This is a genomic window from Micromonospora sp. B11E3 (assembly GCF_039871625.1).
Taxonomy (GTDB): Bacteria; Actinomycetota; Actinomycetes; order Mycobacteriales; family Micromonosporaceae; genus Micromonospora.
Genome location: NZ_JBDPMC010000003.1, coordinates 156,391 through 181,910 on the forward strand (window position 1 = coordinate 156,391; position 25,520 = coordinate 181,910).

The following is a 25,520-nucleotide window of genomic DNA, read 5'->3' on the forward strand; positions in this document are numbered from 1 at the left end:
CCGCACGGGACGCCGTCCCCGTCGGCCGTCAGGCCGTGCTCCTGCGCACGGGCTCCATCCTCGTCGGCCGTCAGGCCGTGCTCCTGCGTACGCGCTCAGTCCCCGTCGGCCGTCAGGCCGTGCTCCTGCGTACGGGCTCAGTCCCCGTCGGCCGTCAGGCCGTGCTCCTCGCGCACCGCCGCCGCGTCGTCGGGGCGGCCCAGCTCGTCCAGCACACCGGCCAGCAGCCACGCGGCCCGGGCCGCCGGTCGGGAACCCGACGGCAGCCCGCCGAGCACCTCGCGCAGCAGCCGCTCGGCCTCCCCGAGCCGGCCCGCGCGCGCCAGCAGCTCGCCGGTGAGCAGCTCGACCCGCGCCGCCTCCCCGAACGCCTCGATCGACCGCAACCGCGCCGGCACCCCGGCCAGCCGATCCAGCGCCTCGTCGGGGCGCCCGTCGCCGGCCAGCACCCGGGCCGCGACCTCGGTCGCGAGCGCCAACTCGTACGTCACCACCGGCGGTTCCTCCGGCTGCCCGGTCAACGCGGCGGCGAGCCCGTCCAGCACCTCGACCGCGCGTACCGCCGCCGGCACGTCGCCGGACCAGGACAGCGCGTCGGCCACCCGGCGTCGGGCACGCAGCTCGTCGACCGCCGCCCCGGCCAGCCGGTACGCAACCGCCGCCTCGGCGAACCGCTGCGCGGCCAGCGCGTCCCGGTCGGCGTCGTAGAGCAGGTCGCCGGCCTCCTCCAGCACCTGCGCCCGGTGCGGCAGGTTGTCGGGGCCGTCGAGGTTGCGGGCCAGCTGCTCCAGCAGGGCGAGCGCCGGGTCCAGCTCACCCAGGTCGACGTAGATCCCGGCCAGGAGGTGCCGGCACCGGTCGGCCTCGGCCTGCGCGCCGAGCCGGTCCAGCCCGAGCACCGCCTCCTCGGCCACCTCGGCGGCCTCGGCGGGCCGCCCGGCCACCCGGTACGCGTTCGCCAGCTCCCAGCGCAGCAGGGCATCCCCGTCGGCGCCCTGCTCCACGCAGAGGGTCACCGCCTCGACGAAGTCGTCCACCGCCTCGGCCGCGCGGTCGGCGGCCAGCAGCGCCCTCGCCCGGAACACCCGCACCGGCAGGCGACTCCCCGCCGGGGCGTGCGGAAGCGCCTCGTCGCAGGCGGCCACCATCTCGGCCGGGTCGTCCACCGCCCGCGCGTACGCCAGGGCGGCGTCCGCAACCAGCTCGCCGACCCCGACCTCGCGGGCCGACCGGAGGGCGAGCTCGGCCGCCGCCCGGAACTCCTCGGGCCGGTCGAGCTCCTCCAGAATGTGGGCGCGGTGCACCGACACCCGGGCGGCCAGCCACGGGTCGACGTCCGCCTCGCCCGCCGCCCGGTCGACGGCGGCGAGCGCCTCCTCCCAGCGTCCCAGGTGCACCAGCGCCAGGGCGAGCCGGTCGTACGCGGAGGCCCGCTCCCGGATGTCGCCGTGCCCGTCGAAGAAGTCGACGGCCCCCCGGGCCAGTGACAGTCCCTCCTCGGGATCCTCACCGCCCATGCAGAGCAGCACCCCGAGCCGGCCCGCGACCACCTGCTCCCGGACCGGGTCCGACAGCTCCCGGTACGCGGCCAGCGCCGCCCGGTTCGCCGCCCGCGCCGCCTCCGGGCCGTCGGCCTGGGTCAGCTCGCCCGAGCGCAGCTCCACCCGGCGGGCCGCCGTCCGGGGCGGCAGCTCGGCCCCGCCGAACCGCTCGTCGTACGCGGCAAGGGCGGCCACGAGCCCGTCGCGGCGGTGGGTACGCAGGCACTCCTCGGCCAGGTCGAGCAGCTCGTCGGCGGTGGCTTCGGCCGGGACGGTCACCTCGACGGCCGGGGCGGCCGCCTGGGCCGGGACCCGGGCAGGGCCACCCGGCGGGGCGGGACGGCGGCGCAGGCTGGCCGACAGCGGCAGGTGCTCCCCGGTGGGCCGGACGGCCAGCCGATGGGCAATCCACTCCGACTGGCGCGACGAGCCGTTGCGGGCGTCGAAGCGGGCGGCCAGCGCGGTCGCGGTCCCGGCCAGCTCGGCGGCGAGCGCGTCGGCGGACACCTCGCCCGCCGGCCGGTCGCCGGAGGCTCGGCGGTGCAGCACGACGTCGCCGGTCTCGGCCGCCGCCCGCAGCGCGGCGGAGGCGGTGGCCGCGAAGTGCATCGCGGCGGCCGGGGTGGGCGCCCGGTCCAGCCAGTCCAGGTGCCGCTCGACGATCTCGACCGCCCGGGCCTCGTTGCCGGTCAGCGTGCAGAACTCGACGTGGTCGCCGATGTCCCACAGGTCGGAGAGGTTGCCGCGCAGCCGCCGGTACGCCTCCCGGTGCGCGTCCCGGGCCGCGTCGTGGCGGCCGGTGCGCAGATACGGCACGAGCAGCGCGGTGAGAATCGCCTGCGGCTGTTCGGCGCAGGTCAGCCGGCCGGCCAGGACCGGCTCGGCCAGCGCCACCGCCTCCTCGTGGCGGCCGACGTCACTGAGGTGGGCGACCTGGGTGCTCGGGTCGCAGCCGGCGCAGTCGGACAGCTCGTCGCGCGGGGTGGTCAGCCACAGCCGGTACCACCGCTCGGCCGCCTCGGCGTCGCCCACGTGGTCGGCGACCCGGTACCGGTGCTTGTACACGGCCTGGAGGCTGTGCCCGGAGTCCCGGTAGCGGCGCTCCATGTCGTCGAGCACCGCGTACGTGCGGTCCAGCGGCAGCTCCGGGAACTTCAACATCGCGTTGACCATGTACTTGAAGTGCCAGAGCAGCTGGTGGCTGTAGCGCCGGTGGTACGGCTGCGGGTCGCGGTCGAACTCCGCCAGGCACCAGGAGAAGGTGACGAACGACTTGGCCCGCTCCCCGCCGTAGACGTACGCGGTGGTGGCCTGCATCCGGGCGGCGAAGGCGAGGTGCCGGTCGTCGCCGGCGTCGGCCCGGCGCAGCAGCTGCTCCACGGCCGCCACCTGCCCGGCCCCGAACGGCATGGCGCTGACCTCGTGCAGCATCCGCCACAGTTCGTCGTCGCTCACTGCCCGACCTCCCGTCCCGGCACGGCCCGGCCGAGCAGGCCGAGGAAGGAACTGTTCAGCAGCGCGGCGTCGGCCGCGCGGATGGGGTGGTGCCCGAGCAGCAGGGCCTGCCCGTACAGCGCCTCGACCGCGAGCGCGACCAGGTCCGGGTCGTCGAGCGTGGTGACCCGGCGGACCAGCGGGTTGCGGTGGTTGAGCACCAGCTGCGGCCGGTCCGGCGGGGCCGACGCGGCCAGCGCGTCGAGCACCCCACCCCACAGCTCGTCGGCCCGGTCCCGGCTCGCGGCGAGCTGGTCGTGGAACGCCGCCGACCGGCTGACCAGGTAGAGGGCGGGCAGCGAGACCGGATCGTACGCCCGGACCACCACCTCGCAGCCGAGCCGTTCCAGGGCCCGCTGCGCCCCGGCGAGGAACGGCCGCAGGGCCAGCTCGACCTGCGGGTCCAGGCCGTCGAAGCGGGTGGTGACGTCGCTGGGCTCCAGCCGTTCGATCAGCACCGACCGGTCCACGGTGGGCAGCCGCTCGATCAGCTCGGTGTCGTACGTGTAGCCGGCGTTGACCACGGCCAGGTCCTGCGCGGCGGCGACGGCCGCGAGCTGGCGGAACTCGTCCAGGCTGGCGGCGTAGCGGACCAGGCCGTGCCGCTGCCGGAACTCGGCCAGCGTGAGCGTGCCGACGTTGGTGTCCATCGGCCACCACTGGTCGACGAGGCGGAGCATCTCGTCGTCGTGCAGGGCGAGCGCCTTGACGCCGAGGTGGTGCACCTGGAGGAACTCGGCCAGCCGGCGCGGGTCGTGCCGGGCCAGCCGGACCAGCCAGCCGCGTACCTGCTCGCCCAGGGCGTCCCGGGTTGCGGTGAGCAGGCCGTCCTCGTAGAGCGCCTCGCGGCTGGCGGTGGGCCGCAGCTCGGTGGCGTCCACGACGCAGTGGGCGAAGAACGCCCAGTCGGGCAGCAGCCCGTCGGCGTGCTCGGTGAGCAGCATCCGCTTGAGGTGGACCCGGTGGCCGGCGCGGACGGCCGGGTTCACCGGGGTCGGCAGGATGAAGGCGACGCCGGTCAGCCCCGCCTCGGGCACGGACAGCGGCACGACGTCGAACGGGTCGACGCCGAGGGCCTGGCGGGCGTACCGGACCAGGGCCGGACGGTCGACCGGCGCGCCCGGGGTGGTGGGCCACGGCGGGTCGCCGGCGGTGGTCACCACGTCGCCCACCCGGACGGTCACCGGCAGCAGCGACCCGTAGAGCCGGGCCAGCTCGGTGACGGTCGCGGTGGCGAACCACTGGTCGGCGTCGCGCCGCGGCACGAGGATCACCGTCGTGCCCGGCTCCGGCCGCTGCTCGCCGGCCGCGGCGAGTGCCACGGAGTACCGGCCGTCGGAGTGGCCCGTCCAGAGCACGGTGGGCTGGTCGGCGTGCCGGGTGACCACCCGGATCTCGTCGGCGACCAGGAAGCAGGAGAGCAGCCCGATGCCGAACTGGCCGAGGAACTCGTGGCGGGAGAAGCCGAGGTCGTCGCGCTTCGAGCTGCGCCCGATGGTGGCCAGCAGCTCGTGCACCTGCGCCTCGGTGAGCCCGATGCCCGTGTCGTGCACCCGCAGCGTGCCGTCGCCGGTCAGCTCGGGCGGCTCGATCCGGACCAGCCCCGGGGCGTCCGGCTCGGCGGCCCGACGCGCGGTGATCGCGTCCAGCGCGTTCTGCATCAGCTCGCGGACGTAGACCCGCGGGCTGCCGTAGAGATGGTGACTGAGCAGGTCGACCACGCCGCGGAGGTCGACCTGGAAGGTGCGGTCCACGCTGTCTGCTCCAGGGTCCGATGCCGGCGCTCACCGTACCGGTGATCCCCGACGCGCGCCTGCCCCAATTCGCCGTCCGGGCGGGACGCGCTGGCCCCGGCCCGCCCTCGGCCCGTGCCGCTTGACCCTGACCAGCGCCACCCGTCCTTCGGCCCGTGTCCGCTTGACCCTCGACTTGACCCTCGACCGGGTCGAGGCCCGAGGGTCCCGGGGCATGACGCCTACCGCCCCGACCCGCGTCGCTGCCGGGCACCGGCCGGCCCGGCTCGGTCGCAACTATCGGCTGCTCTGGTCCGCCACCGTCATCTCCCGGTTCGGCGACAGCCTGCGTACGCCCGCGCTGGCGCTGCTGGCCGCGACCCTGACCCGCGACCCCCGCGCGCTGGCCGTGGTGACCGTCGCCGGGCAGCTCCCGCCGCTGCTGTTCGGCCTGCTCGGCGGCGTGTACGCGGACCGCTGGGACCGGCGGCGGACGATGGCCGCGGTGGACGGGCTGCGCGCCGTCGTGGTGGCCGCGCTGGCCGTCGTCGTCGCGACCGGCCGGGCCGGCGTCGGGCTGCTGGCGCTGGCCGCGTTCCTGCTCGCCGCGCTCGGCGCGCTCTTCGACGCGGCGAGCTTCGCGGTGCTGCCCGCCGTGGTACGCCCGGACCGGCTCGCCGCCGCCAACGGTCGCCTCCAGGCCGGCACGGCGGTCGCGGGCGGCCTGCTGGGCGCCCCGGTCGCGGGCCTCCTCTTCGCGGCCGCCCCGCCCCTCCCCTTCGCCCTCGACGCGCTGACCTTCGCCGGAGCCGCGTTCCTCGCCCTCACCCTCACCCCATCCCTCCCGCGATCTGGCAGTTACGGCCCCGACAAATTCGTCGAAACAGGACAGAACAAGGGCCGAAAGTGCAAGATCGCGGAGCGGTGGGGGGCGGTGTGGCGGGAGGCGTGGGTTGGAGTGCGCTGGGTACGGCGGGACCGGGTGGTGGGGCGGGTCACCGGACTCGCGGCGCTCACGAACCTGGCGATCAGCGGGCTGATGGCGGTGCTGGTGCTCTACGCCCTGGACGTGCTCCGCGTACCCGAGGAGGCGTACGGGGTGTTCCTGGCCGGGGTGGTGCTCGGCGGGCTGGCCGGCGCGCTCGGGGCCGGCCGCCTCGCCGCCCGGTACGGCACACTGCCCGTGCTGCGCCTGGTGCTCGCCGGGCAGACGCTGGCGCTGGTCGGGCTCGCCCTGTCCCGGCACCCGGTGCCGGGCGGGCTCGCGCTCGCCGTCCTCGCCGCCGGCACCTCCGTCTGGAACAGCCTGTCGGCGTCGTACGGGCAGCGGCACGTACCGCCCGCGCTGCTCGGCCGGGTCGGCGCGGCGCAACGGGTGGCGGGGCTGCTGACGGCACCGGTCGGCGCGACGCTGGCCGGGCTCGCCGGCCGCGCGTACGGGGTGGCGCCGGTCGGCTGGGCCGCTGCGGCGACGTTCGCCCTGGCCACGATCCTCGGCTGGCGCGCCCTCCGGGGCGAGCGGATCGCCGCGAACAAGGTCGCCGGGGTGCCCTGCCCCACCGGCGACGCCGACGCCGCCGGCGAGACCGGGCCTGCTGGAAACAACGCGGCCGAGCCGGCCGGCGGCGCGTCGGTCAGCCGCTGAGGCCGCCCGGCTGGTCGCCCTTCGCCACCGGCGCCCGGACCAGGTTGCCCCACTCGGTCCACGAGCCGTCGTAGTTGCGCACCTGCGGCCAGCCGAGCAGGTGCCGCAGCACGAACCAGGTGTGGCTGGACCGCTCCCCGATCCGGCAGTACGCGATCACGTCGTCGTCCGGGCTCAGCCCGAGCTGGTCGGCGTAGATGGCGCGCAGCTCGTCCGGCGACCTGAAGGTGCCGTCGTCGTTGGCCGCGGACTTCCACGGCTTGTTCACCGCGCCCGGGATGTGCCCGCCGCGCAGCGCGCCCTCCTGCGGATAGTCCGGCATGTGCAGCATCTCGCCGGTGTACTCGCCCGGCGACCGCACGTCGACCAGCGGCCGGCCGGCGGCGACATGCGCCATCACCTGCTCCCGGTACGCGCGGATCGGCGCGTCGTCGCGCACCGGCACCGGATACTGGGCGCGGGGCCGGGTGGGCCGCTCCCGGGTCAGCTCCCGCCCCTCGGCCACCCACTTCTGCCGGCCACCGTCGAGCAGCCGCACATCCGGGTGGCCGAACAGGGAGAAGACCCAGAGGGCGTACGCGGCCCACCAGTTGAAGTTGTCGCCGTAGAAGACGACGGTGTCGTCCCGGCCGATGCCCTTGGCGGCGCACAGCTCGGCGAAGGCGGGGCCGTCCAGGTAGTCGCGAGTGACCTGGTCGTTCAGCTCCGTGTGCCAGTCGACCTTCACGGCGCCGGGGATGTGCCCGGTGTCGTAGAGCAGCACGTCCTCGTCGGACTCGATCACGACCAGGCCCGCGTCGCCCAGGTGCTCGGCGAGCCACTCGGTGGTGACCAGTCGCCGCGGGTCGGCGTACGACTGGAGGCGGGGGTCGGGATCACTCGGCACAGCCATGATCCCCAAGGTACGCCGGTTCGCGCCGCGCGACCGGTCAGTCGCTGATCGGGCTGAGTGACGGGCGCTTCGCGATGACGGTGTCGCCCGACGAGCGGCCCGTCAGTCGGCGCTTGATCCACGGCATCAGGTGCTGCCCCGCCCAGCGCAGGTCCGCGGCGCGGGCGGCCAGCCAGGGCGTCGGGGCGGGGTACGGCGGGACCATCAGCCACTCCTCGTCGCAGCCGACCCCGAGCGCGGCCAGCACCTGCCCGGCGACCCGCCGGTGCCCGGCCGGCGACAGGTGCAGCCGGTCCGTGCTCCACAGCATCGGGTTCAGGTACGTGTCGTCGGCGTACAGGTCGACGAGGATCGCCCCGTGGCGCTCGGCGGTCTCCCCGACCGCCTTGTTGAGCAGCGCGACCCGGGGGGCGACCAGCCGCTGGCCGGGCAGCCGGGCCATCACGTCGGCGAACCGGAACAGCACCACGTCGGTGCCGGTGGAGCGAAGCTCGCCGACGACGTCGTCGAAGCGGGCGACCAGGGCGTTCGGGTCGAAGGTGCGGCGCAGCACGTCGTTGCCGCCCGCCGCGAAGCTGATCAGATCCGGCTTCATCGCCAGGGCGGCCGGCACCTGCTCGGCGACGACGTTGGGGAAGAGGCGGCCCCGGATGGCCAGGTTCGCGTACCGGAAGTCGGGGCCCGCCTCGGCGGCCAGCCGGGTCGCGACCAGGTCCGCCCAGCCGCGGTAGGTGCCGTCCGGGTACGCGTCGTCCATGCCCTCGGTGAAGCTGTCGCCCACCGCCACGAAGCTGCGCCAGCGCACTGCGTCCCTCCCACGTCCTCGGATCGCCCCGCGGCGCCCAGTCTGGCACCGCCCCCGCGGCCGGACGTACCGGCCCGAGGGGACGTGTCCCAACTCCCAGGCCGTCCCGGGCCGTCCCGCACTGGCGGGGCACGGCGTCCCGGGCGCACAGGCGGGGCAGCTCCACAGGGGCGGCGGGCGTCGGCTCGCGGGAATGGCGGGGCAGAACCGGAAGGGCGGGGCAGAACTGACCGCGGGGCTCCAGAAATAATGTCGCGGATCCCGTCCGGGGGTCACGCATCGGCGGTCGCCCGTGGATGCCTCCCCGATCCGACGAACACCAGCGAGGATCCGACATGACCGAGGGACCGCCCTCCGCGCCTGTCCCGCCCCCGCCGGGTCAACCGGTGCCGGGAGCGTGGGGGCCGCCGCCGCCCACCCCGCCCGGGCCGTACCCGACGCCGGCACCCCCGCCGTACGGCCCACCGGCGCCACCGCCCGCCGGGCCGGCGACATCTACGCCCGCGGGCCCGTACGGCCCGGGGCCTTACCCGCCGCCCGCGCACGTCGGCCCCGCGGGGTCGTACGGTCCGCCGCCTCCGGCCAAGAGGTCGAAGCGCTGGCTCTGGGTCTCTCTCACGGCCGTGGTGGTGGTCCTGGCGCTCTGCGCCGGGTCGGCGTTCGGGCTGAAGGCCTACGTCGACCGGCAGGACGGCAGTTCGGCGGAGGCGCTGGACGAGCGGGACGGCCCGGTCCGGCCCGCGGAGATCGAGGCCCTGCTCGCCGAGCACACCAGGGCGCTCAAGGATCGGGACCTGAAGGCGTTCCTGGCCCCGTTCGACCCGGCCGACAAAAGGCTGGTCGCCCAGCAGACCACCCTGTTCCAGAATCTGAGCAAGGTCCCGCTGGTCGAGGCCAGTTTCGTGCGGCTGCGCAAGGGCGAGTTCAAGCCCTTCGGGGCGGGGCACAGCTTCGAGCTGACGGTGTCGTTCAACCACCGGTTCGAGTACGACCGCGCGGCGGTCGGCGAGATGTACACCTGGACCGTCGTCCGTACCGGCAAGGGCGCCCCACTGAAGATCACCGCGGCCGGGCACGTCCCGCAGGGCTTCAAGCAGACGGAGATGAGCTACCACCCGGCGCCCTGGGACAGGTGGCAGAACATCCACGTGGAGAAGACGCCGCACACGGTGCTGATCGTCGATGCGTCGCTGCGGGCGGAGGCGCAGCGGTACGCGCCGGTGGCCGAGCGCGCCGCCGAGCAGACCCTCGACGCCGTACGGGCCGGCGGGGTGACCGGCGAGTTCCCGCAGGGCTTCGTCATCAGCCTGGTGAAGGGGAAGAAGGAGCTGGGCGCGCTCTACCAGACGAGGAAGGAGGCGCCGACCAGCGAGTCCGGGATGGCCCTCGGCTTCCCGCCCGCGTCGGCGGTCGACGACGACGAGGGCCCGGATGTCGGGGGCAGCCGTGTGCTGGTCGACGTCACGGACCGGTCCTTCTTCGGCGCGGGCGCGCAGGAGTCCCCGTCGGTGCTGTTCCGGCACGAGTTGGCCCACGCGCTCATGAACAACTTCGCCGACCACGGCCCGGGGGCGACGTCCCTCGACGGCCGGGAACACTGGGTGGTCGAGGGGTTCGCCGAGTACCTGGGCTACGAACAGCAGCCCTTCACCGCCAGCGAACGCGCGGCCTCGGGCAAGGCGGTGCTCCGCTCCCTCAACTACGACCTACCCCTGCCGAGCAACGGCCTGTGGAACATGGCGGGGCGCGGGAGCTACCACTACTGGCTCGCCCACTCGACGATGAGCTTCATCGCGGAACGGTACGGCGCGCAGAAGCTCTTCCAGTTGGTCATCGAGCACTACCGGGGCAAGAAGATCCAGGACGTCACGCGAGAGGTTCTCGGCGTGTCGTACGACGACTTCGCCAAGCAGTGGGCAGCGTACGTGAAGGCCGAGGTGCGCTGACCCGGCCGGCGTCGCGCAGGGCACGGCAGAGGGGCGGCCACCGGTGGGTGGGCCGCCCCTTTCGCGGCACCGCCGCGGTCATCGGTCGGCCACCCCTTTCCGGTACGGGGCCCAGGCGACGAAGCGATCGAACAGCTCGCGCGGGGTCGGGCCGTCGTACGGGTTCAGCCGGAACAGGTCGTGCGTGGCCTCGTGGTACAGCCCGGACAGGTAGATCGCCAGGTCGACGGGGCTGCCGTCGTACTCGACGCGGAGCAGCAGCCGCGCCTCCGCGCACGGCCACGGCGACCCGCAGGCCCGGCACACCCACAGCGGACGCAGCGGCAGGTGCGGCGGGTGACCCGGCGGGTACGCCCGCGGCCGGTCCGGGTACGGCCCGAGGCGGGGCACCGGGAGGCGCCCGGCAATCACCAGCGCCCTCCGTTGGCCCGCCACTCCTGAGCCCGGGTCAGCCGGCCGGGGCGCCCGGCGTCCATCGTCGGCAGGATCCGGGTCGGCTCGCGCATCCAGTCCGGCAGGTTGTCCCCCCGGACCCGGCGGGGCAGCGGTGGCGGCGGCACGGCCGTACGGCACCGGAACAGGCGCAGCGGGTTGCGCATCTCGAACTCCTTCAGCGATCTGGGACGGGGCCGTGCGCCGCACCGGGGGAATGGATTCGCGCACGGCCCCGAGACGGGCCGGACGGGAGGCGGCCCGTCGTGTAACAGTCTGCTGAGGACGGCACTACTGTCGGAAGGCATTGAGGGTCGGGCTGGAGAGGGTCCGGTCGGCTGTTTCGTGCGCCCCGAGCGGCCGTGGAAAGCGCCGGAAGAATCGTGGAGGAAGCGTGGAAGGTGAGACCGTCGAGCTGATCCGGGCACAACTGCGCCGGCTACGCCAGAACGCCGGGCTCAGCCAGGAGGATTTCGGGAAACTCGTTCACTTCTCGGGCTCGCAGGTGTCCGCGTTGGAGCTAGGTCAACGACCAGCCGACCGCCATTTCCTGAAGCGGGCGGACGAGGTCCTGAACACGGGCGGCCTGCTGATGTCGCTGCTCAAGATGGCGGAACTGGACCGCCAGCCGAACTATCTCCGGCCGTGGCTGGAAGCCGAGCGCAACGCCCGCCAGCTCAGGTGCTACCACCCGACGCTCATTCCCGGCCTCTTGCAGACGGAGAACTATGCCCGAGCCGTGATTCGAGCAGACGACATGCTGAGCGACGACGAGGTCGAGAAGCGGGTGGCGATCCGGCTGGACCGACAGGCGATTCTCGGCCAGCAGCAGCCGCCCAAGCTTGTGGCGGTGATCGAAGAGGCCGCTCTCCGCCGCGTGGACGAGGGGTTCCGGGGCCTGATGGCGCAGCAGATCACGCACCTGATCGAGTGCGTCGAGCGTCCGCATATCAGCGTGCACGTCATCCCGGCAGAGGTCAGCGTGCATGTTGGACTGGCTGGTCCGTTCACCCTTGCACGAGACGGCGACGGCGGCTGGGTCGGCTACCTGGAGAACCAGCTCGGCGGCACACCGGTCGACAAGGATGAGGACGTGGCTACCCTGATCTCCAGATGGGAGAGCATCCGCAGTGAGGCCCTACCTCAGCGGCAGTCGATGCTGCTGATGAAGGAAGTGATGACGTCATGGAGTTGACCGGCGCAATCTGGCGCAAAGCCGCTCGCAGCGGGAACAGCGAGTGCGTGGAGGTGGCCGACAACCTGCCCGGCGTCGTCGGCGTACGCGACAGCAAGGACCCGACCGGCCCGGTGCTCACCTTCGCCCCCCACACCTGGCGCGCCTTCATCGAGTACACCAAGCGCCCCTGACAAAGGACACGACAGGGATGGCCCCGGCCTTGTCGTTCGGGCCATCCGCACGTCGGATCCCGGATGTGCCGTTACACCAACCCGGAGACGGTTCAGCCGACCGAAACCGCAGCTGCGGTAGCGTCCTCGGACGCGGGGAGGCGAGTTGACGTGTTGAGCAAAGCAGCGAAGGCCCTGGGCCTGATGGCGCTGGGCGCCATCCCCCCGGGAATCATCATCGTCGCGCTGCCTCTGTCATTCAGGGGCCCGATCTCGATACCGCAGTCGGGGCCCTCGTGTCTGGCAGCCGAAGAATCCTTCGCCGCCAGACTTGCGAAGGACCCCCTGATAACCGAGGCGCCTCCGGGCATGACCCAGGTCTTCGCCGAACACGGCCAACCCTGCGAAGGCATCGCCGACAGCGCTTACATCGGCGGCGCCTACGCCGTGTATGCGTACCCCGAGCAGATGCAAACCCTTCCCGAGGTCTACGACTACTACCGCGATCTCGGGCAGGCGAACGGCTGGCAGATGTCCAGCACCAGTCGGCGGTGTGGCAGCAAAGTGGTAGAAGGTCGGCCGTTGGTTTTCCTGCTGACAGTGGACGGGTCGACGTGGGAGGGCCGGCGGCCTGTCTACACCGTCGAGGCTCGGGCTTGATCCACTCCATGTCGGCGACATTGCGGCATCCCTGCCCCTCGGATACCGCAATGTCGCCGACATGGCCCTCACAGCGCGGCCCGGGTCTAGCCACCTCGGATGGGGAATCCACAACTCGCGAAGGCCGCGTTCGACTTCGAGCAGTACATGCGCCGGGTGAGCGGAGGGCCTTGCTTCGTCTGCGCGTTCATCGCTGGCGACCCCGGCTATCGGCATCACCTCGTCTACGAGAACGAGGACTCCATAGCCTTCCTCGCCCGCTACCCGACGCTGCTCGGTTACTGCCTGGTTGCGTCAAAGCGTCACCTGGAAAGCTGGGTGCACGACATGGAGCAGCGCGAGTTCCTCCGATTCCAAGGCATCGTGCATGCGGTCGCGCGTGCCATCGCGGCGACACTACCGACCGAGCGGATGTACTCCATGAGCCTCGGCAGCCAGGAGGGCAACGCCCACCTGCACTGGCACCTTGCGCCCCTGCCTCCAGGGGTGCCCTACGACCAGCAGCAGTTCCACGCCGTGATGGCTGAGAACGGCATCCTGGGGGTCGACGACGACAGCCAGGCAGCCCTCGCCCGGGACATTCGGAGCCGCATCCAACTCTGAACACCACCTATCGCTCGCTGCGAAATCCGTGTGATCGGAGCTTGATCCACTCCATGTCGGCGACATTGCGGTATCCGGGGACCGGGATGCCGCCATGTCGCCGACATGGCCTCACGGCCGAGCCCCCGCCGAGCCCCCGCCGAGCCCTCGCCGAGCCCCCACCGAGCCCGGAATAGGTTCGCCCGCCCGGCCGCGCCGGTCGTACGCTGCGCCAATGCTGCTGCGCATGTCGACTCTGCTGCTCCGGACCCTGCGCGAGGACCCGGCCGACGCGGAGGTGCCGAGCCACCGGCTCCTGCTCCGCGCCGGCTACGTCCGCCGCGCCGCCCCGGGCGGCTACACCTGGCTGCCGCTGGGCAAGCTGGTGCTCGACCGGGTCACCGAGATCGTCCGGGCGGAGATGGCGGCGATCGGCGACCAGGAGGTGCACTTCCCGGCGCTGCTGCCGGCCGAGCCCTACCGGACCAGCGGCCGGTGGGCCGAGTACGGCGACGACATCTTCACCCTGGCCGATCGTAGGGGCGCCGAGCACCTGCTCGCCCCGACCCATGAGGAGATGGCCGCGCTGCTGGTGAAGGACCTGTTCAGCTCGTACCGGGACTTCCCGGTGACGCTGTTCCAGATCCAGACGAAGTTTCGGGACGAGGCCCGGCCGCGGGCCGGGCTGCTGCGCGGGCGCGAGTTCCTGATGAAGGACGCGTACTCGTTCGACCTGGACGACGCCGGGCTCCGGGCCGCGTACGACCGGCACCGGGAGGCGTACCAGCGGATCTTCGACCGGCTCGGGCTGGACTACACGGTGGTGCGGGCGATGTCCGGGGCGATGGGCGGCTCGGCGTCGGAGGAGTTCCTGGCGGCCGCGCCGGTCGGCGAGGACACGTTCGTCGGCTGCACCGCCTGCGCGTACGCGGCGAACACCGAGGCGGTGGTGACCCGCGCCCCGGCCGCCGGGGACCCGGACGCGCACCCGGCGGCGGAGCTGCACGACACCCCGGAGACGCCGACCATCGCCTCGCTGGTCGAGCTGGCCAACGCGCGCGGGCTGGGCGGCCGGACGGACTGGACCGCCGCCGACACCCTGAAGAACGTGGTGCTGACCGTCCGGCGCCCCGGCGCGGAGGCGGCGGAGCTGCTGGTGATCGGCCTGCCCGGGGACCGGGAGGTGGACCTGAAGCGGGTCGAGGCGGCCCTGCACCCGGCCGCCGTCGCGGTCTTCGAGGACTGGGCCGGGCGGCCCGAGCTGGTTCGCGGCTACATCGGGCCGCAGATCCTCGGCAAGCTCGGCGTCCGGTACCTGGTCGACCCGCGGGTGGTGCCGGGCACCGCCTGGCTGACCGGGGCGAACGAGCCCGGCCGGCACGCCGTCGACGTCGTCTGCGGGCGGGACTTCGTCCCGGACGGCACGATCGAGGCGGCCGAGGTACGCCCCGGCGACCCGTGCCCGGCCTGCGACGCCGGGGAGCTGACCATGCGCCGGGGCATCGAGGTGGGGCACGTCTTCCAGCTCGGCCGCCGGTTCACCGACGCGTTCGCCGTGGACGTTCTCGGGCCGGAGGGCAAGCCGGTCCGGCCCATCATGGGCTGCTACGGCATCGGGGTGTCGCGGGCGGTGGCGGCGGTCGCCGAGCAGCACCACGACGACCGGGGACTGGTCTGGCCGGCGGCGGTCGCGCCGTGCGACGTACACGTGGTGGCGGCCGGGAAGGGGCCGCAGCTCGACGCGGCGCTTGACCTCGGCGGACGCCTCTCAAACGCCGGCCTGCGGGTGCTGGTCGACGACCGCACGAACGTCTCGGCGGGGGTGAAGTTCACCGACGCGGAGCTGATCGGCATCCCGCGCGCCGTCGTGGTCGGCCGCCGCCTCGCCGAGGGGTACGTCGAGCTGCGCGACCGGGCCACCGGCGAGCGCACCGAGCTGCCGGTGGACGGACTGGTCGACCGCCTGATGGTCGGGCGCGGTGCCCTGGTGTAGCGACGGCGTCACGGGGTACGGGTCTCCGAATCGGCGCAGGTGCATTCGGAGGCTCTCATGACCGGTTACCGGGTCAGCGACGTGATGACGAAGCAGGTGGTCTACCTGCCGGCGGAGACCACACTGGACGAGGCGGCCAGGGTGATGAAGGAGTCGGACATCGGCGACGTGGTGGTCACCGACGGGGCCAGCCTCGCCGGCATGTTGACCGATCGCGACATCGTGGTCCGGGCGGTGGCCGAGCGCAGCGACCCGGCCACCACCACCATCGGGTCGATCGTCACCCGGGAGGTGGTGATGATCGAGCAGCACTCGACCGCGGGGGAGGCCGCCGCGCTGATGCGCGAGCGCGCCATCCGCCGGGTCCTGGTCTGCGACGGCGACCGCAAGCTCGTCGGCATCGTCTCCCTCGGCGACCTGGCGATGCGGCTGGACCCCGACTCGGCCCTGAGCGACATCAGCGAGAAGGCCCCGACCAGCTGAACCTCGCTGCCCCCTCCGCGACGGCTCGGGTGGCGGAGGGGGCAACCCGGACGGCGGTAGCCTGACGGCATGCCGGAGATGCCCAGCAAGCTGGCCGAGATCGTCGACGAGTTCGCCGCCGCGCCCCGCGACGTGGTGCTGGAGATGCTGCTGGAGTTCGCCGACGTCATCCCGCCACTGCCGCCCGAGCTGGCCGGCCGGGAGGGCATGGAGCAGGTCGTCGAGTGTCAGACGCCGTTCTTCCTGCGCGCCCAGGTGACCCCGGACGGGACGGTCACCACCTGGTTCGACTGCCCGCCGGAGGCGCCCACGACCCGCGCGTTCGCCGGCATCCTCGCCGAGGGGCTGGCCGGGGCGAACGCCGAGCAGGTGCTCGCCGTGCCGGACGACCTCTACCACCGGATGGGGCTCGCGCAGGCGATCAGTCCGCTGCGGGTGCGAGGTGGCAGCGCCATCCTGGCCCGGCTCAAGCGCCAGGTCCGCGAGCAGGCAGGCTGAGGGACGGTAAGCAGGCAGGCTGCAGGGTCGGGAGGCTGCGAGGCCGGGAGGCCGCGAGGCCGCGCAGCCAGAAGCGCGGCGCAGCCGGGTGGCCGGCGAGCCAGCCACCGGGGACTGAGCCCGGCAAGCGCGCCACAGGCGGGAACAGAACCGCTGACCAGGAGGTTGTGGCCGGTCATGGAGATCGAGATCTACGCCGACGTGGTCTGCCCCTGGTGCTACATCGGCAAGCGCCGGCTGGAGCAGGCCCTGGCGTCGTACGACGGCGAGGTGAGCGTCCGGTACCGCCCGTTCCAGCTCGACCCGTCGCCGGTGCCGACGCCCCAGCCGTTGGTCGAGGGGATGGCCGCGAAGTTCGGCGGGCGGGAGCGGGCCGAGCAGATGTTCGCCCACGTGACCCGCGTCGCCGCGGACTCCGGGCTGCGGCTGGACTTCGACCGGGCGGTCATGGCCAACACGTTCGACGCCCACCGGCTCGTCCGGTACGCCACCGAGCGGGGGCACGCCGCCGAGACGGTGGACGCCCTGTACAAGGCCCATTTCACCGACGGCGTGAACGTGGGGTCGCGCGAGGCGCTGGCCCGGATCGCCGCCGAGCTCGGCCTCGACGAGGCCGAGGCAAGCGCCTACCTCGACTCGTCGCAGGGGGTGCTGGAGGTCGCCGCCGACCTGGCCGCCGCCCGGGAACTCGGGGTCACCAGCGTCCCGACGTTCGTGCTGGCCGGCAAGTACGCAGTCGCGGGCGCGCAGGAGCCGGAGACGCTGCTGGCCGCGCTGGCCGAGGTCGAGCATCGAGAGTCGACCGCCGGCTGATCGGGGCCGGGCCGCGTCGGGTCAGCCGCGCCGGGGCCGGCCGCGCCGGGGTCAGCCGCGCCGGGGTCAGCCGCCGGGCGACCGGGTCGCCGATCGTGCCGGGAGTCGACCGCCGGCCGATCGCGCCGGCACGCCATCCCTGGGTGGCCGCCGTGATGTTTCACGTGCAACAGCATCGATGCATGTAATTACCTAGACCGGCCTGGCCAGGTCCTCCACCACGCGGGCGCCGGGGAGCGCGCCGAGCGCCGGCCCGGGCAGGGCGATCTTGCTGTGCCGTACGCCGGAGCCGACGATCACGTGCGGGGTGGCGATCACCCGCGCGTCGACCAGGATCGGCCAGTCCTCGGGCAGCCCGATCGGCGTGATCCCGCCGTACTCCATGCCGGTGAGCTCGACCGCGTCGGCCATCGGCGCGAAGCTCGCCTTGCGGACGTCCAACGTCCGGCGGGCCACCCCGTTGACGTCGACGCGGGTGGTGGCGAGCACGATGCAGGCCGCGTACCGGATCTCGCCCTCCCGCTTGCCGGCGACCACCACACAGTTGGCCGACACGTCCAGCCCCACCTCGTACGCGGCGCAGAACGCAGCCGTGTCGGCCAGCTCCGCGTCGATCGGCGCGACGAGCACGTCGTCGACATGCACGGGCGCGTCGACGGGCCACTGCCCGATCGCGGCGGCGACCGGCGGTGCCAGCAGGTCGAGTCGGGTCCGGGCGGGCTCGGTCTTCAGCGTCCCCATCACGGGTGCGATCCTCGCACCAGCGCAGGTCGGCCGCTCGCGGGAGGCCCCGAAGTCCAACGGTCGGGCTCAGGAGCCGGGTTCGACGGTCGGGCTCAGCAGCCGGGCTCAGAGCCGGGCTCGACGGTCGGGCTCAGCCGTTGGTGACGAACGGGTTCGCCCGGACGAACGACCGGTCGTCGGCGGCGGCGCTGCGCTCGTCGTGCAGCATCTGGGCGCGACGGACCTCCAGGTCCTCGCAGGCGTGCCGGACGGCGATCCGGATCACCCCGTAGAGGAAGACGAAACCGAAGACGTACAGCATGACGGTGGTGACGAAGACGAACATGGCGTCACCGTAGGCCGAACATGAACGGGGAAAGTTTTCACTTCCGGCCGGTTCCCCCGTACGAGTCGGTGAGGCGGTCCGCCCCCGGCGCGGATCACGGCCGCCGTGGCGTGGGCACCGTGGCGGGCCGTCAGGCCGCGCCGCCCCGTACGCGGGCCGGCAGTACCCGGCCGGCGAGCAGGGCGCCGACCGCGGCCAAGCCGGCCGCCAGCACCAGGGTCGCCGTGTAGCTGCCCGGGCCCGGGGCCGACCCGATCGCGAGCACCGCGCCGACCAGCGCCAGCACGGTCGCGGCGAACAGCGAGTCGCACAGTTGCAGGGAGGAGCTGTTGCGCCCCTGCTCGCCGGGGGCCGACAGCTCCAGGGTGAGCGTCGACAGCGACGGATAGAGCATCCCCATGCCGAACCCGGCGACGGCCCAGCCGAGCACCCCGACCGGCACCGCCACCTCCGGCCGCACCGCGAGGGCCACCACGGCGGTCCCGACGGCGACGCAGGCCAGCCCGGCACGGACCAGTGTCGCGGCCGAGCGGGGTGTGGGCGGCCAGCGTCGGCCGTCCTTCGGTGCGGAGCGGGGGGCAGGCAGCCGACCCTGGAGCCAGGACCCGGCCGCCCAGGAGAGCGCCCCGACGGTCAGCACCACGCCCGCGGCCGTCGGGGAGAGCCCGCGCTCCCGGGAGAGCATCAGCGGGATCACCACCTCCGCGCCGGCGAACGCGGCGGACGCCAGCCCGCGCAGCCCGACCACCGTCGGCAGGCCCCGGCCAGCCCGCAGGAAACCGGCCGGCAGCAGGCGCGGGGCGCAGCACAGCAGCCCGGCCAGGGCCGCCCCGACCAGGCCGACCGCGAGCACGCCGCGCTGCTGCCCCCCGTAGTGCAGCAGCGCGGCGCTCGCGCCCGCCCCGCAGGCCCAGCCGATCCGGGCCATCGCGCCCGCGGGCAGCCGGACCCCGACGGGCGGGTCGACGGTCCGCAGCCCGGGCTGGATCAGCAGCACCGCCGGGACCGTCAGCGCCGGCACCGCCAGGAAGACCCAGCGCCAACCGAGGTGTTCGACGACCAGCCCGGCCAGCGCCGGACCGACCAGCGACGGTACGACCCACGCCGCCGCGAAGGCGGCGAAGATCCGGCGGTGCAGCGCCTCCGGGTACACCCGTCCCACCACGACGTACAGCGCCACCGACAGCAGGCCCGAGCCGAACCCCTGGACCACCCGCCCGAGCACGAGCATGCCCATCGTCGACGCCGTCCCGGCGACGACCAGCCCGGCCACGAACCAGCCCACCCCGTGCCACACCGGCGGCCGGGGGCCCCGCACGTCGCACCAGATGCCGGAGACCACCATGGCGAGCACACCCGACGCGAACGCCCCGCCGAAGGCGAGCCCGTACAGCGCCAGCCCGTCGAGGCCACGCGCGACGGTGGGCATCGCGGTGCCGACCGCCAGCGCCTCGAAGGCCAGCAACGAGACCAGGGCCACCACGCCGACCGTCATGGCCCGCAGCCGCGGCGCGAACAGGTGCTCCGGCGCGGCCTGGGGCGCGACGGCGGAGGTCACCGGCGACCGGCCGTACGGGACACCCAGGCCGGACCCGGCCCGTGGACGTCCCGACGGGGGCGGTCGCCGCGGGGCCGCGGTTCCCGGCTCACGGTCTCGGACCTCAGCAGTTCGATCGGCATGCAACCAGCCTGCAACCTGAACCCGGATTGAGGTCAACTCCCAGAGGTGAACGGGGCTCGGCCGGACCGTCAGGCCGACTGCAGCGCGTCCCCGAGTCCCCTGGCCAGCCCGGAGAGGTGCTGGTCGGCGAGCAGGTGGCCGGCGGTGATGACCAGGGCCATCGGCCACTCGATGACCCCGACGGCGGCGAGCACCCCGAGCCCGGCGTAGTAGGCGACCTTGTCGGGCGGGGGCACGGCCACCTCACCCAGCACCGGCACCTCGACCCGACGGGAGTACGTCTTGATCATCTCGCGTGCGTCGCTGAGGTTTCGCGTGATCACGCTCATTCCGGCCTCCCCGATTCGTCCGCGCTGTCGACGACGTCGTCCGGGTTCCACCGCTGGTCGCGTACATGCCCCGCCGCCGGCGGAAAGTTCCCCACACAGGAGGCATAACGGACGCCCGCCCGGGAAGGCAGGCCGCCGGGACCGAGCGTGGGAGGCGAGATGGCGTACGGCGGGAGCAACGGCGGCAGCGGGGAGCCTGGCCGGCGACGCCCCGGCCGTACCGCTCGATGACCCTGCTGGGCCGGATGGCCGGCCGCCTGCTGCCGTCGGTGGCGGTGCCGCACCTGGCCGGTGAGGCGTCCCGGGCCGTCCCGCGCCTCCTCGGGGACGCGTCGCGTACCGCCGGCTCGGCCGCCACCCGGCTGGCCCACGCGGCGGGGCTGACCCGGCGCCGGGTGAGATCCCGGGACGGCCGGCACCACATCGAGGTGCACGGCGTCTGCCAGCAGGGCGGGGACCAGCTGGCGCGCCAGGTGGAGGCGGCGCTGGAACGGATGCCCGGCGTGGCGTGGGCCCGGGTGAACGCCCCCTCCGGCCGCGTGGTGGTGGCCGTCGAGCCGCCGGAGCCGAGGCTGCGCGACCTGATCGCCACCGTCGCCCGGGCCGAACAGGCCTGCGAGCACGAGCCGAACCCGGAGATCCCGCCCCCGCACCCGCCCGAGGAGGGACCGCGCACCCCGCGTACCCTCGGCGGGCTCGCCTCGGACGCGCTCGGCCTGACCATCTCCGCGGCGATGCGCATCCTGCCGTTGACCCCCGTGCCGGGGGAGGTGGCCGGGCTGCTCGGCGCCGTCGACCTGCACCCGAAGCTGCACGCCCTGGCCGACCGGGGGCTGCGCGCCGATCCCCGCGCCGACGTGCTGTTCCCCCTCGCCGAGGCGGTCGTGCAGGGGCTGACCGGCGGCTGGGCCGGGATCGTGCTGGACGGCGCGCAGCGCGTCGTGCAGTGGGGCGAGGCGCACGCCCAGCTCGCGGCCTGGACAAAGGCCGAGCCCCGGCTCACGGGCGACCCGGACCGGGCAGTGGCGCGCGCCCCGACGACCACCCGCGTGGTCCCGAAGCCGGACGGCCCGACCGAGCGGTACGCCACCCGGGTCCTCCCGGCGGGCGCGGCGGCCGGCGTGGCGGCGATCCCCGTGGTGGGCCCGAAACGGGCCGCCTCCGTGGCGCTGTCCAGCCTGCCCAAGGCCCCGGGCAGCGGCCGCGAGGGGTACGCCGCCCAGCTCGGCCGGATGCTCGCCAGGCGCGGCGTCGTCGCCATGGACCGCAGGGTGCTGCGGGAGCTGGACCGGATCGACACGGTGGTGCTGGACGCGGCGGTCCTCGGCTCCGAGCGGGGCGTGCTCGCCGACCTGGCCCCGCTGGCCGGGGCGGACACCGGGCAGGTGGCGGGCCGTGCCTTCGCGCTGTTCGACCCGGACGCCCCCGATCGGGTGCACCAGGCCGACGGGTGGCAGCTGGGCCCGCTGAACGAGATCGACGCCACCGACCCGGGCGACACCCCGGACAGCCGGCGGCTGCGCGAGGGCGACGGCCTGCTGCTCGGCCTCGCCGAGGACGACACCCTGGTCGCCCTGCTGCGGGTGGAGCCGGAGCCCGCCCCGGGGGTCGACGCCCTGCCAGCCGCCGCCCGGCGCGCTGGACTACGCCTGGTGGTGGCCGGCGACGACGACCGCCGGTACGGCTTCGCCGACGCCGTGCTGCCCGGCGGCCCCCGGCTCGCCCAGACCGTACGGCAGTTGCAGCGCCAGGGCGCCGTCGTGATGCTGCTCTCCGCCGACCGGGCGGCGCTCGGCGCGTCCGACTGCGGGTTGGGGCTGGCCGGCCCTGAGGACCTGCCGCCCTGGGGCGCGCACCTGCTCGTCGGCACCGACCTGCGGGTCCCCGCCCTGATCATCGAGGCCGCCGGGGTGGCCCGCCGGATGACCGCCCAGAACATCCGGCTGTCGATGGCCGGGACCGGCCTGGGGGCGCTCAACGCGTTCACCGCGCCCCCGCACCTGCTCCCCGGACGGACGCTGGCCGCGGTCAACGGGGCCGCCGCCCTGGCCTTCCTGCACGGGGTGTGGCGCGCCGGCCGGCTGCCCCACCACGCCGAGTCACCGGCGCCGGCGGTCACCGCGTGGCACCTGATGCCGGCCGACGCGGTGCTCCGCCGGCTCGGCTCCGACGCCGACGGGCTCGATTCGGTCGAGGCGGAACGCCGCCACGGCGGCGACACGGCGGTCGCGCCCGGATCGGCCGGCCTGCTCCGGGCGTTCGTCGACGAGCTGGCCAACCCGCTCACGCCGGTGCTCGCCGCCGGGGCGGTGCTCTCCGCGAGCTTCGGCTCCCTCGTCGACGCCGCCCTCGTCGGCGGGGTGGTGACCGGCTCGGCACTGATCGGGGCGGTGCACCAGCGCAACACCGAACGGTCGCTGGCCGAGCTGCTGTCCCGCTCGGCGGTCACCGCCCTGGTCCGCCGGGACGGGCGGGAGCGGACGGTGGCCGCCGAGGACCTGGTGCCGGGGGACGTGATCGTGCTCGGCCCCGGGGACGCCGTACCGGCGGACTGCCGCGTGCTCACCGCGGACGGGCTGGAGACGGACGAGTCGTCGCTGACCGGTGAGTCGCTGCCGGTGGGCAAGACCAGCGAGCCGGTGGTCGCCGCCGCGGTCGCCGACCGGCACTCCATGGTGTACGAGGGCACCACGATCGCCGCCGGACACGGCACCGCCGTGGTGGTCGCCACCGGCATCGAAACCGAGGCCGGCCGCAGCCTGGCCATGGCCCGGCAGGCGCCCCCGCGCGGCGGGGTGGAGGCCCGGCTCGGCAGGCTGACCAACGCCGCGATCCCACTGGCCGCCGGGTCGGCCGTGGCGGTGGCCGGAGCGGGCCTGCTGCGCGGCGTACCGCTGGCGGATACCGCGGCGACCGCCGCGAACCTGGCGGTGGCGTCCGTGCCGGAGGGGCTGCCGTTCCTGGTCAGCGCCGCCCAACTGGCGGCAGCCCGGCGGCTGGCCGAGCACGGCGCGCTGGTCCGCAACCCGCGCACCATCGAGGCGCTGGGGCGGGTGGACGTGCTCTGCTTCGACAAGACCGGCACGCTCACCGAGGGACAGCTCCGGCTCGCCGGCGTCGGTGATTCCACCGGCACCCGGTACGCCAGCCCGGAAGAGCTGGACGGGCCGCCACGGCTGACCCTCGCCGCGGCACTGCGCGCCACCCCCGAGGCGGACGACCCGGACGAGCTGCCGCAACAGACGGACCGGGCGGTCCGCCGGGGCGCCCTGGCCGCCGGGATCGACGAGCAGGTGGGCGCGGACGGGTGGCGGGCGGTGGGTGGCCTGCCGTTCGAGCCGTCCCGGGGCTACCACGCCACAACCGGGCGGCCCCGGAACGGGCTGCTGCTCAGCGTCAAGGGCGCGCCGGAGACGGTGGTTCCCCGCTGCGCCGCCCGGCGCGGGGTCGACGGCCGCGACGAGCCGCTGGACGACGCAAGCCGCGACGAGCTGCACCGGATGCTCGCCGACCGGGCGAGGGCCGGACACCGCATCCTGGCCGTCGCCGAGCGCCCCGTGAGCGGGGAGACGGTGGCCGACGACGAGGTCACCGGGCTGGTCTTCGTCGGCTTCCTGGCGCTCGCCGACGGCGTACGCGAGTCCGCCGCGCCCGCCGTCCGCCGGATCCGGCAGGCCGGCGTGCACACCATCATGATCACCGGTGACCACCCGGCGACGGCCGAGGCGATCGCCGCCACCATCAGCCCCGACGACGGCCAGCGGGTGGCCACCGCCACCGAACTGGACCGCCTCGACGACGACGCGCTCGCCGAGCGGCTGGCCCGTACCGACGTGGTGGCCCGCTGCACCCCCGCCCACAAGGTCCGGATCATCCAGGCGTTGCAGAAGGTCGGGCGCACGGTGGCCATGACCGGGGACGGGGCCAACGACGCCCCGGCGATCCGGCTGGCCGACGTCGGCATCGCCCTCGGCCAGCGGGGCACCCCGGCCGCCCGCGCCGCCGCCGACCTGGTGGTGACCGACGATCGGCTGGAGACCATCATCGCGACGCTCGTCGAGGGGCGGGCCATGTGGTCGTCGGTCCGGCACGCGCTGAGCATCCTGGTCGGCGGCAACCTCGGCGAGATCGCGTTCAGCGTGCTGAGCGCGGCCGCCACCGGCCGGTCCGCGCTCACCGGGCGGCAACTGCTCCTGGTCAACCTGCTCACCGACCTCGCCCCGGCGCTGGCCATCGCGATCCGGCCGCCCGCCTCCGACCACATGGACGACCTGCTGCGGGAGGGCCCGGACACCTCGCTCGGCGAGTCGCTCACCCGGGAGATCGGGCTGCGGGCGGCGTCCACCACGCTGGGCGCGACGGCGGGCTGGACCCTCGCCCGGTACACCGGCAGCCGGCCGCGCCGCGCCGGAACGATCGCGCTCGCCTCGCTCGTCGGCACCCAGCTGGGGCAGACCGTCCTGGCCGGCGGGACGAGCCCGGCCGTGCTCGCGTCCACGGCCGCGTCGCTCGGGGTGCTGGCCGCCGTGGTGCAGACACCCGGGGTGAGCCAGTTCTTCGGCTGCACCCCGCTCGGGCCCGTCGGCTGGGGCATCGCCACCGGGTCGGCGCTCGGCGCCACGTTCGCCAACGGCGCCCTCACCCGCCTCCTGGAGCGCCTGCCGCCGCCCGGCGGCAAGGAAGCGCCCGGCGGCAAGGAAGGGCCTCCTGCTCCTCCGGCACCTCCTGACCCGCCGCATGCGCCGGCTGATCCCGGGTAACGCCTCACCCCGACTACCCGGTGTTCCGCTCCCCGCTGGGCCACTTCCTCGCCGAGATCAGGCGGCGCGGGCTCGGCGACCGGGTGTGCGCCATCGCCCGGGGCGAAACGGTTCCCCTCGCCCCACCCGTGGTCGGCGACAGCGACCGCCTCACCCCGCCCACCGAGGTCCACGTCCGGCCCCACCCCTGACGCCTGTCCGGCACACGGTAGGTCGCGCGCCCCTGCCGTCAGGTGCGCGCGCCCGTCCGTGTCCCGCCGCCGTTGGAGCGTCGTCCGAAGATCGCCGCGGTCAGGAGCGTTCGGAGATCGCCTCGGTCAGGAGCGTTCGGAGATCGCCTCGGTCAGGAGCGTTCGGAGATCGCCTCGGTCAGGAGCGTTCGGAGATCGCCTCGGTCAGGAGCGTTCGGAGATCGCCTCGATCAGGTCACCCACCGGCCGCTCCGGCAGTGACCGGGCCACGTCGGCGACGGCCACGATCCCGACCAGCTCGTGCCCGTCGATCACCGGCAGCCGGCGTACCTTGTGCTCGCCCATGGTGCGCAGGATCTCCGCGGCGTCGTCGTCCGCGCCGATGGTCACCGCCTCGCCCTGGGCCAGCTCGCCCGCCGTCACGCGCGCCGGGTCCCGGCCCTCGGCCAGCACCTTCACCACGATGTCACGGTCGGTCAGCATGCCCTTGAGCCGGTCGTCGTCGCCGCAGATCGGGAGCGAGCCGACCCCCAGCCGGGCCATCTGCCGGGCGGCGGTCCGCAGGTCGTCCTGTTCGCGTACGCAGGCCACGTCGCTCGTCATGATGTCGCGCGCGGTCGGCATTG

The 25,520-nt window shown here is 74.4% G+C and carries 23 protein-coding genes; 12 read left to right on the forward strand and 11 right to left on the reverse strand.

Annotated elements, in window-relative coordinates; translation table 11 throughout:
• Positions 1-137: 137 nt before the first annotated feature.
• Both ABGB16_RS02995 and ABGB16_RS03000 read right to left on the reverse strand, forming a co-directional pair.
• Complete coding sequence (locus ABGB16_RS02995; protein ID WP_347666397.1) at positions 138-2,996, reverse strand: hypothetical protein; 2,859 nt, start codon at positions 2,994-2,996, stop codon at positions 138-140.
• Complete coding sequence (locus tag ABGB16_RS03000; protein WP_347666398.1) at positions 2,993-4,789, reverse strand: HSP90 family protein; 1,797 nt, start codon at positions 4,787-4,789, stop codon at positions 2,993-2,995. Before ABGB16_RS03000 ends, ABGB16_RS02995 begins: the two co-directional genes overlap by 4 nt.
• A 163-nt stretch (positions 4,790-4,952) precedes the next feature.
• On the opposite strand from ABGB16_RS03000, the gene ABGB16_RS03005 reads away from it, so the two are divergent.
• Complete coding sequence (locus ABGB16_RS03005; RefSeq protein WP_347666399.1) at positions 4,953-6,413, forward strand: MFS transporter; 1,461 nt, start codon at positions 4,953-4,955, stop codon at positions 6,411-6,413.
• Here the strand turns inward: ABGB16_RS03005 and ABGB16_RS03010 are convergent.
• The gene (locus ABGB16_RS03010; RefSeq protein ID WP_347666400.1) at positions 6,403-7,305 is read right to left on the reverse strand and encodes a sulfurtransferase; all 903 of its coding nucleotides are present in this window, start codon (positions 7,303-7,305) and stop codon (positions 6,403-6,405) included. The two genes, ABGB16_RS03005 and ABGB16_RS03010, sit on opposite strands and share 11 nt — an antisense overlap.
• 37 nt (positions 7,306-7,342) lie before the next feature.
• The gene (locus ABGB16_RS03015) at positions 7,343-8,110 is read right to left on the reverse strand and encodes an SGNH/GDSL hydrolase family protein (RefSeq protein ID WP_347666401.1); all 768 of its coding nucleotides are present in this window, start codon (positions 8,108-8,110) and stop codon (positions 7,343-7,345) included.
• A gap of 623 nt (positions 8,111-8,733) precedes the next feature.
• Between ABGB16_RS03015 and ABGB16_RS03020 the strand changes: the two genes are divergently transcribed.
• Complete coding sequence (locus ABGB16_RS03020; protein ID WP_347666402.1) at positions 8,734-10,056, forward strand: hypothetical protein; 1,323 nt, start codon at positions 8,734-8,736, stop codon at positions 10,054-10,056.
• Between the two features lie 78 nt (positions 10,057-10,134).
• Here the strand turns inward: ABGB16_RS03020 and ABGB16_RS03025 are convergent, their stop codons facing one another.
• Both ABGB16_RS03025 and ABGB16_RS03030 read right to left on the reverse strand, forming a co-directional pair.
• Positions 10,135-10,467: a hypothetical protein gene (locus tag ABGB16_RS03025; protein WP_347666403.1), complete on the reverse strand. Its 333-nt coding sequence runs from the start codon at positions 10,465-10,467 to the stop codon at positions 10,135-10,137.
• On the reverse strand, positions 10,464-10,655 hold the full coding sequence (locus ABGB16_RS03030) for a hypothetical protein (protein ID WP_347666404.1): 192 nt from the start codon (positions 10,653-10,655) through the stop codon (positions 10,464-10,466). Before ABGB16_RS03030 ends, ABGB16_RS03025 begins: the two co-directional genes overlap by 4 nt.
• Before the next feature lie 227 nt (positions 10,656-10,882).
• Here ABGB16_RS03030 and ABGB16_RS03035 point away from each other — a divergent pair, with 227 nt between their 5' ends.
• The 8 genes from ABGB16_RS03035 (at position 10,883) to ABGB16_RS03070 (ending at position 16,864) form a co-directional block, all read left to right on the forward strand.
• A complete protein-coding gene (locus ABGB16_RS03035; RefSeq protein WP_347666405.1) occupies positions 10,883-11,683 on the forward strand; it encodes a helix-turn-helix transcriptional regulator in 801 nt (266 codons plus the stop codon).
• Positions 11,674-11,856, forward strand: coding sequence for a DUF397 domain-containing protein (locus tag ABGB16_RS03040; RefSeq protein WP_347666406.1), 183 nt, complete (start codon positions 11,674-11,676; stop codon positions 11,854-11,856). Before ABGB16_RS03035 ends, ABGB16_RS03040 begins: the two co-directional genes overlap by 10 nt.
• A 150-nt stretch (positions 11,857-12,006) precedes the next feature.
• Positions 12,007-12,495, forward strand: a complete 489-nt coding sequence (locus ABGB16_RS03045) for a hypothetical protein (RefSeq protein WP_347666407.1) — start codon at positions 12,007-12,009, stop codon at positions 12,493-12,495.
• A 99-nt stretch (positions 12,496-12,594) separates the two neighbouring features.
• Positions 12,595-13,098, forward strand: a complete 504-nt coding sequence (locus ABGB16_RS03050; RefSeq protein WP_347666408.1) for an HIT family protein — start codon at positions 12,595-12,597, stop codon at positions 13,096-13,098.
• Positions 13,099-13,312: 214 nt separating this feature from the next.
• Positions 13,313-15,070, forward strand: coding sequence for a proline--tRNA ligase (locus ABGB16_RS03055; RefSeq protein ID WP_347666409.1), 1,758 nt, complete (start codon positions 13,313-13,315; stop codon positions 15,068-15,070).
• A gap of 57 nt (positions 15,071-15,127) precedes the next feature.
• Entirely contained in the window at positions 15,128-15,553 is a 426-nt protein-coding gene (locus ABGB16_RS03060) for a CBS domain-containing protein (protein ID WP_347666410.1), read from the forward strand.
• Positions 15,554-15,622: 69 nt separating this feature from the next.
• Positions 15,623-16,051 carry a SufE family protein gene (locus ABGB16_RS03065; RefSeq protein ID WP_347666411.1) on the forward strand — a complete coding sequence of 143 codons (429 nt, stop codon included), beginning with the start codon at positions 15,623-15,625 and terminating at the stop codon, positions 16,049-16,051.
• A gap of 177 nt (positions 16,052-16,228) precedes the next feature.
• The gene (locus ABGB16_RS03070; RefSeq protein ID WP_347666412.1) at positions 16,229-16,864 is read left to right on the forward strand and encodes a DsbA family oxidoreductase; all 636 of its coding nucleotides are present in this window, start codon (positions 16,229-16,231) and stop codon (positions 16,862-16,864) included.
• Positions 16,865-17,056: 192 nt separating this feature from the next.
• On the opposite strand, the gene ABGB16_RS03075 is transcribed toward ABGB16_RS03070, so the two are convergent.
• From ABGB16_RS03075 to ABGB16_RS03090, 4 genes are all read right to left on the reverse strand, one after another.
• Positions 17,057-17,605: a YbaK/EbsC family protein gene (locus ABGB16_RS03075; protein ID WP_347666440.1), complete on the reverse strand. Its 549-nt coding sequence runs from the start codon at positions 17,603-17,605 to the stop codon at positions 17,057-17,059.
• A gap of 133 nt (positions 17,606-17,738) precedes the next feature.
• Positions 17,739-17,933, reverse strand: a complete 195-nt coding sequence (locus ABGB16_RS03080; protein ID WP_347666413.1) for a hypothetical protein — start codon at positions 17,931-17,933, stop codon at positions 17,739-17,741.
• Positions 17,934-18,063: 130 nt separating this feature from the next.
• Positions 18,064-19,491 (reverse strand): MFS transporter, encoded by a 1,428-nt coding sequence (locus tag ABGB16_RS03085; RefSeq protein ID WP_347666414.1) that lies wholly within the window; start codon positions 19,489-19,491, stop codon positions 18,064-18,066.
• Positions 19,492-19,682: 191 nt separating this feature from the next.
• The gene (locus ABGB16_RS03090) at positions 19,683-19,943 is read right to left on the reverse strand and encodes a hypothetical protein (protein ID WP_347666415.1); all 261 of its coding nucleotides are present in this window, start codon (positions 19,941-19,943) and stop codon (positions 19,683-19,685) included.
• Between the two features lie 227 nt (positions 19,944-20,170).
• Here ABGB16_RS03090 and ABGB16_RS03095 point away from each other — a divergent pair, with 227 nt between their 5' ends.
• Together ABGB16_RS03095 and ABGB16_RS03100 are read left to right on the forward strand one after the other, a co-directional pair.
• The gene (locus ABGB16_RS03095) at positions 20,171-24,703 is read left to right on the forward strand and encodes a cation-translocating P-type ATPase (protein WP_347666416.1); all 4,533 of its coding nucleotides are present in this window, start codon (positions 20,171-20,173) and stop codon (positions 24,701-24,703) included.
• A gap of 20 nt (positions 24,704-24,723) precedes the next feature.
• Entirely contained in the window at positions 24,724-24,894 is a 171-nt protein-coding gene (locus ABGB16_RS03100; RefSeq protein WP_347666417.1) for a hypothetical protein, read from the forward strand.
• A 204-nt stretch (positions 24,895-25,098) separates the two neighbouring features.
• Here ABGB16_RS03100 and ABGB16_RS03105 read toward each other — a convergent pair whose 3' ends face one another.
• Positions 25,099-25,518 (reverse strand): CBS domain-containing protein, encoded by a 420-nt coding sequence (locus ABGB16_RS03105; RefSeq protein ID WP_347666418.1) that lies wholly within the window; start codon positions 25,516-25,518, stop codon positions 25,099-25,101.
• Positions 25,519-25,520 lie beyond the last annotated feature (2 nt).

Coding starts and splice junctions, on each gene's coding strand:
- ABGB16_RS03060 (WP_347666410.1), top strand. CDS start 15,128: ATGACCGGTTACCGGGTCAGCGACGTGATGACGAAGCAGGTGGTCTAC.
- ABGB16_RS03010 (WP_347666400.1), bottom strand. CDS start 7,305: ATGGCTGTGCCGAGTGATCCCGACCCCCGCCTCCAGTCGTACGCCGAC.
- ABGB16_RS03040 (WP_347666406.1), top strand. CDS start 11,674: ATGGAGTTGACCGGCGCAATCTGGCGCAAAGCCGCTCGCAGCGGGAAC.
- ABGB16_RS03095 (WP_347666416.1), top strand. CDS start 20,171: ATGACCCTGCTGGGCCGGATGGCCGGCCGCCTGCTGCCGTCGGTGGCG.
- ABGB16_RS03105 (WP_347666418.1), bottom strand. CDS start 25,518: ATGCCGACCGCGCGCGACATCATGACGAGCGACGTGGCCTGCGTACGC.
- ABGB16_RS03090 (WP_347666415.1), bottom strand. CDS start 19,943: ATGAGCGTGATCACGCGAAACCTCAGCGACGCACGCGAGATGATCAAG.
- ABGB16_RS03030 (WP_347666404.1), bottom strand. CDS start 10,655: ATGCGCAACCCGCTGCGCCTGTTCCGGTGCCGTACGGCCGTGCCGCCG.
- ABGB16_RS03080 (WP_347666413.1), bottom strand. CDS start 17,933: ATGTTCGTCTTCGTCACCACCGTCATGCTGTACGTCTTCGGTTTCGTC.
- ABGB16_RS03055 (WP_347666409.1), top strand. CDS start 13,313: ATGCTGCTGCGCATGTCGACTCTGCTGCTCCGGACCCTGCGCGAGGAC.
- ABGB16_RS03065 (WP_347666411.1), top strand. CDS start 15,623: ATGCCGGAGATGCCCAGCAAGCTGGCCGAGATCGTCGACGAGTTCGCC.
- ABGB16_RS03050 (WP_347666408.1), top strand. CDS start 12,595: ATGGGGAATCCACAACTCGCGAAGGCCGCGTTCGACTTCGAGCAGTAC.
- ABGB16_RS03075 (WP_347666440.1), bottom strand. CDS start 17,605: ATGGGGACGCTGAAGACCGAGCCCGCCCGGACCCGACTCGACCTGCTG.
- ABGB16_RS03070 (WP_347666412.1), top strand. CDS start 16,229: ATGGAGATCGAGATCTACGCCGACGTGGTCTGCCCCTGGTGCTACATC.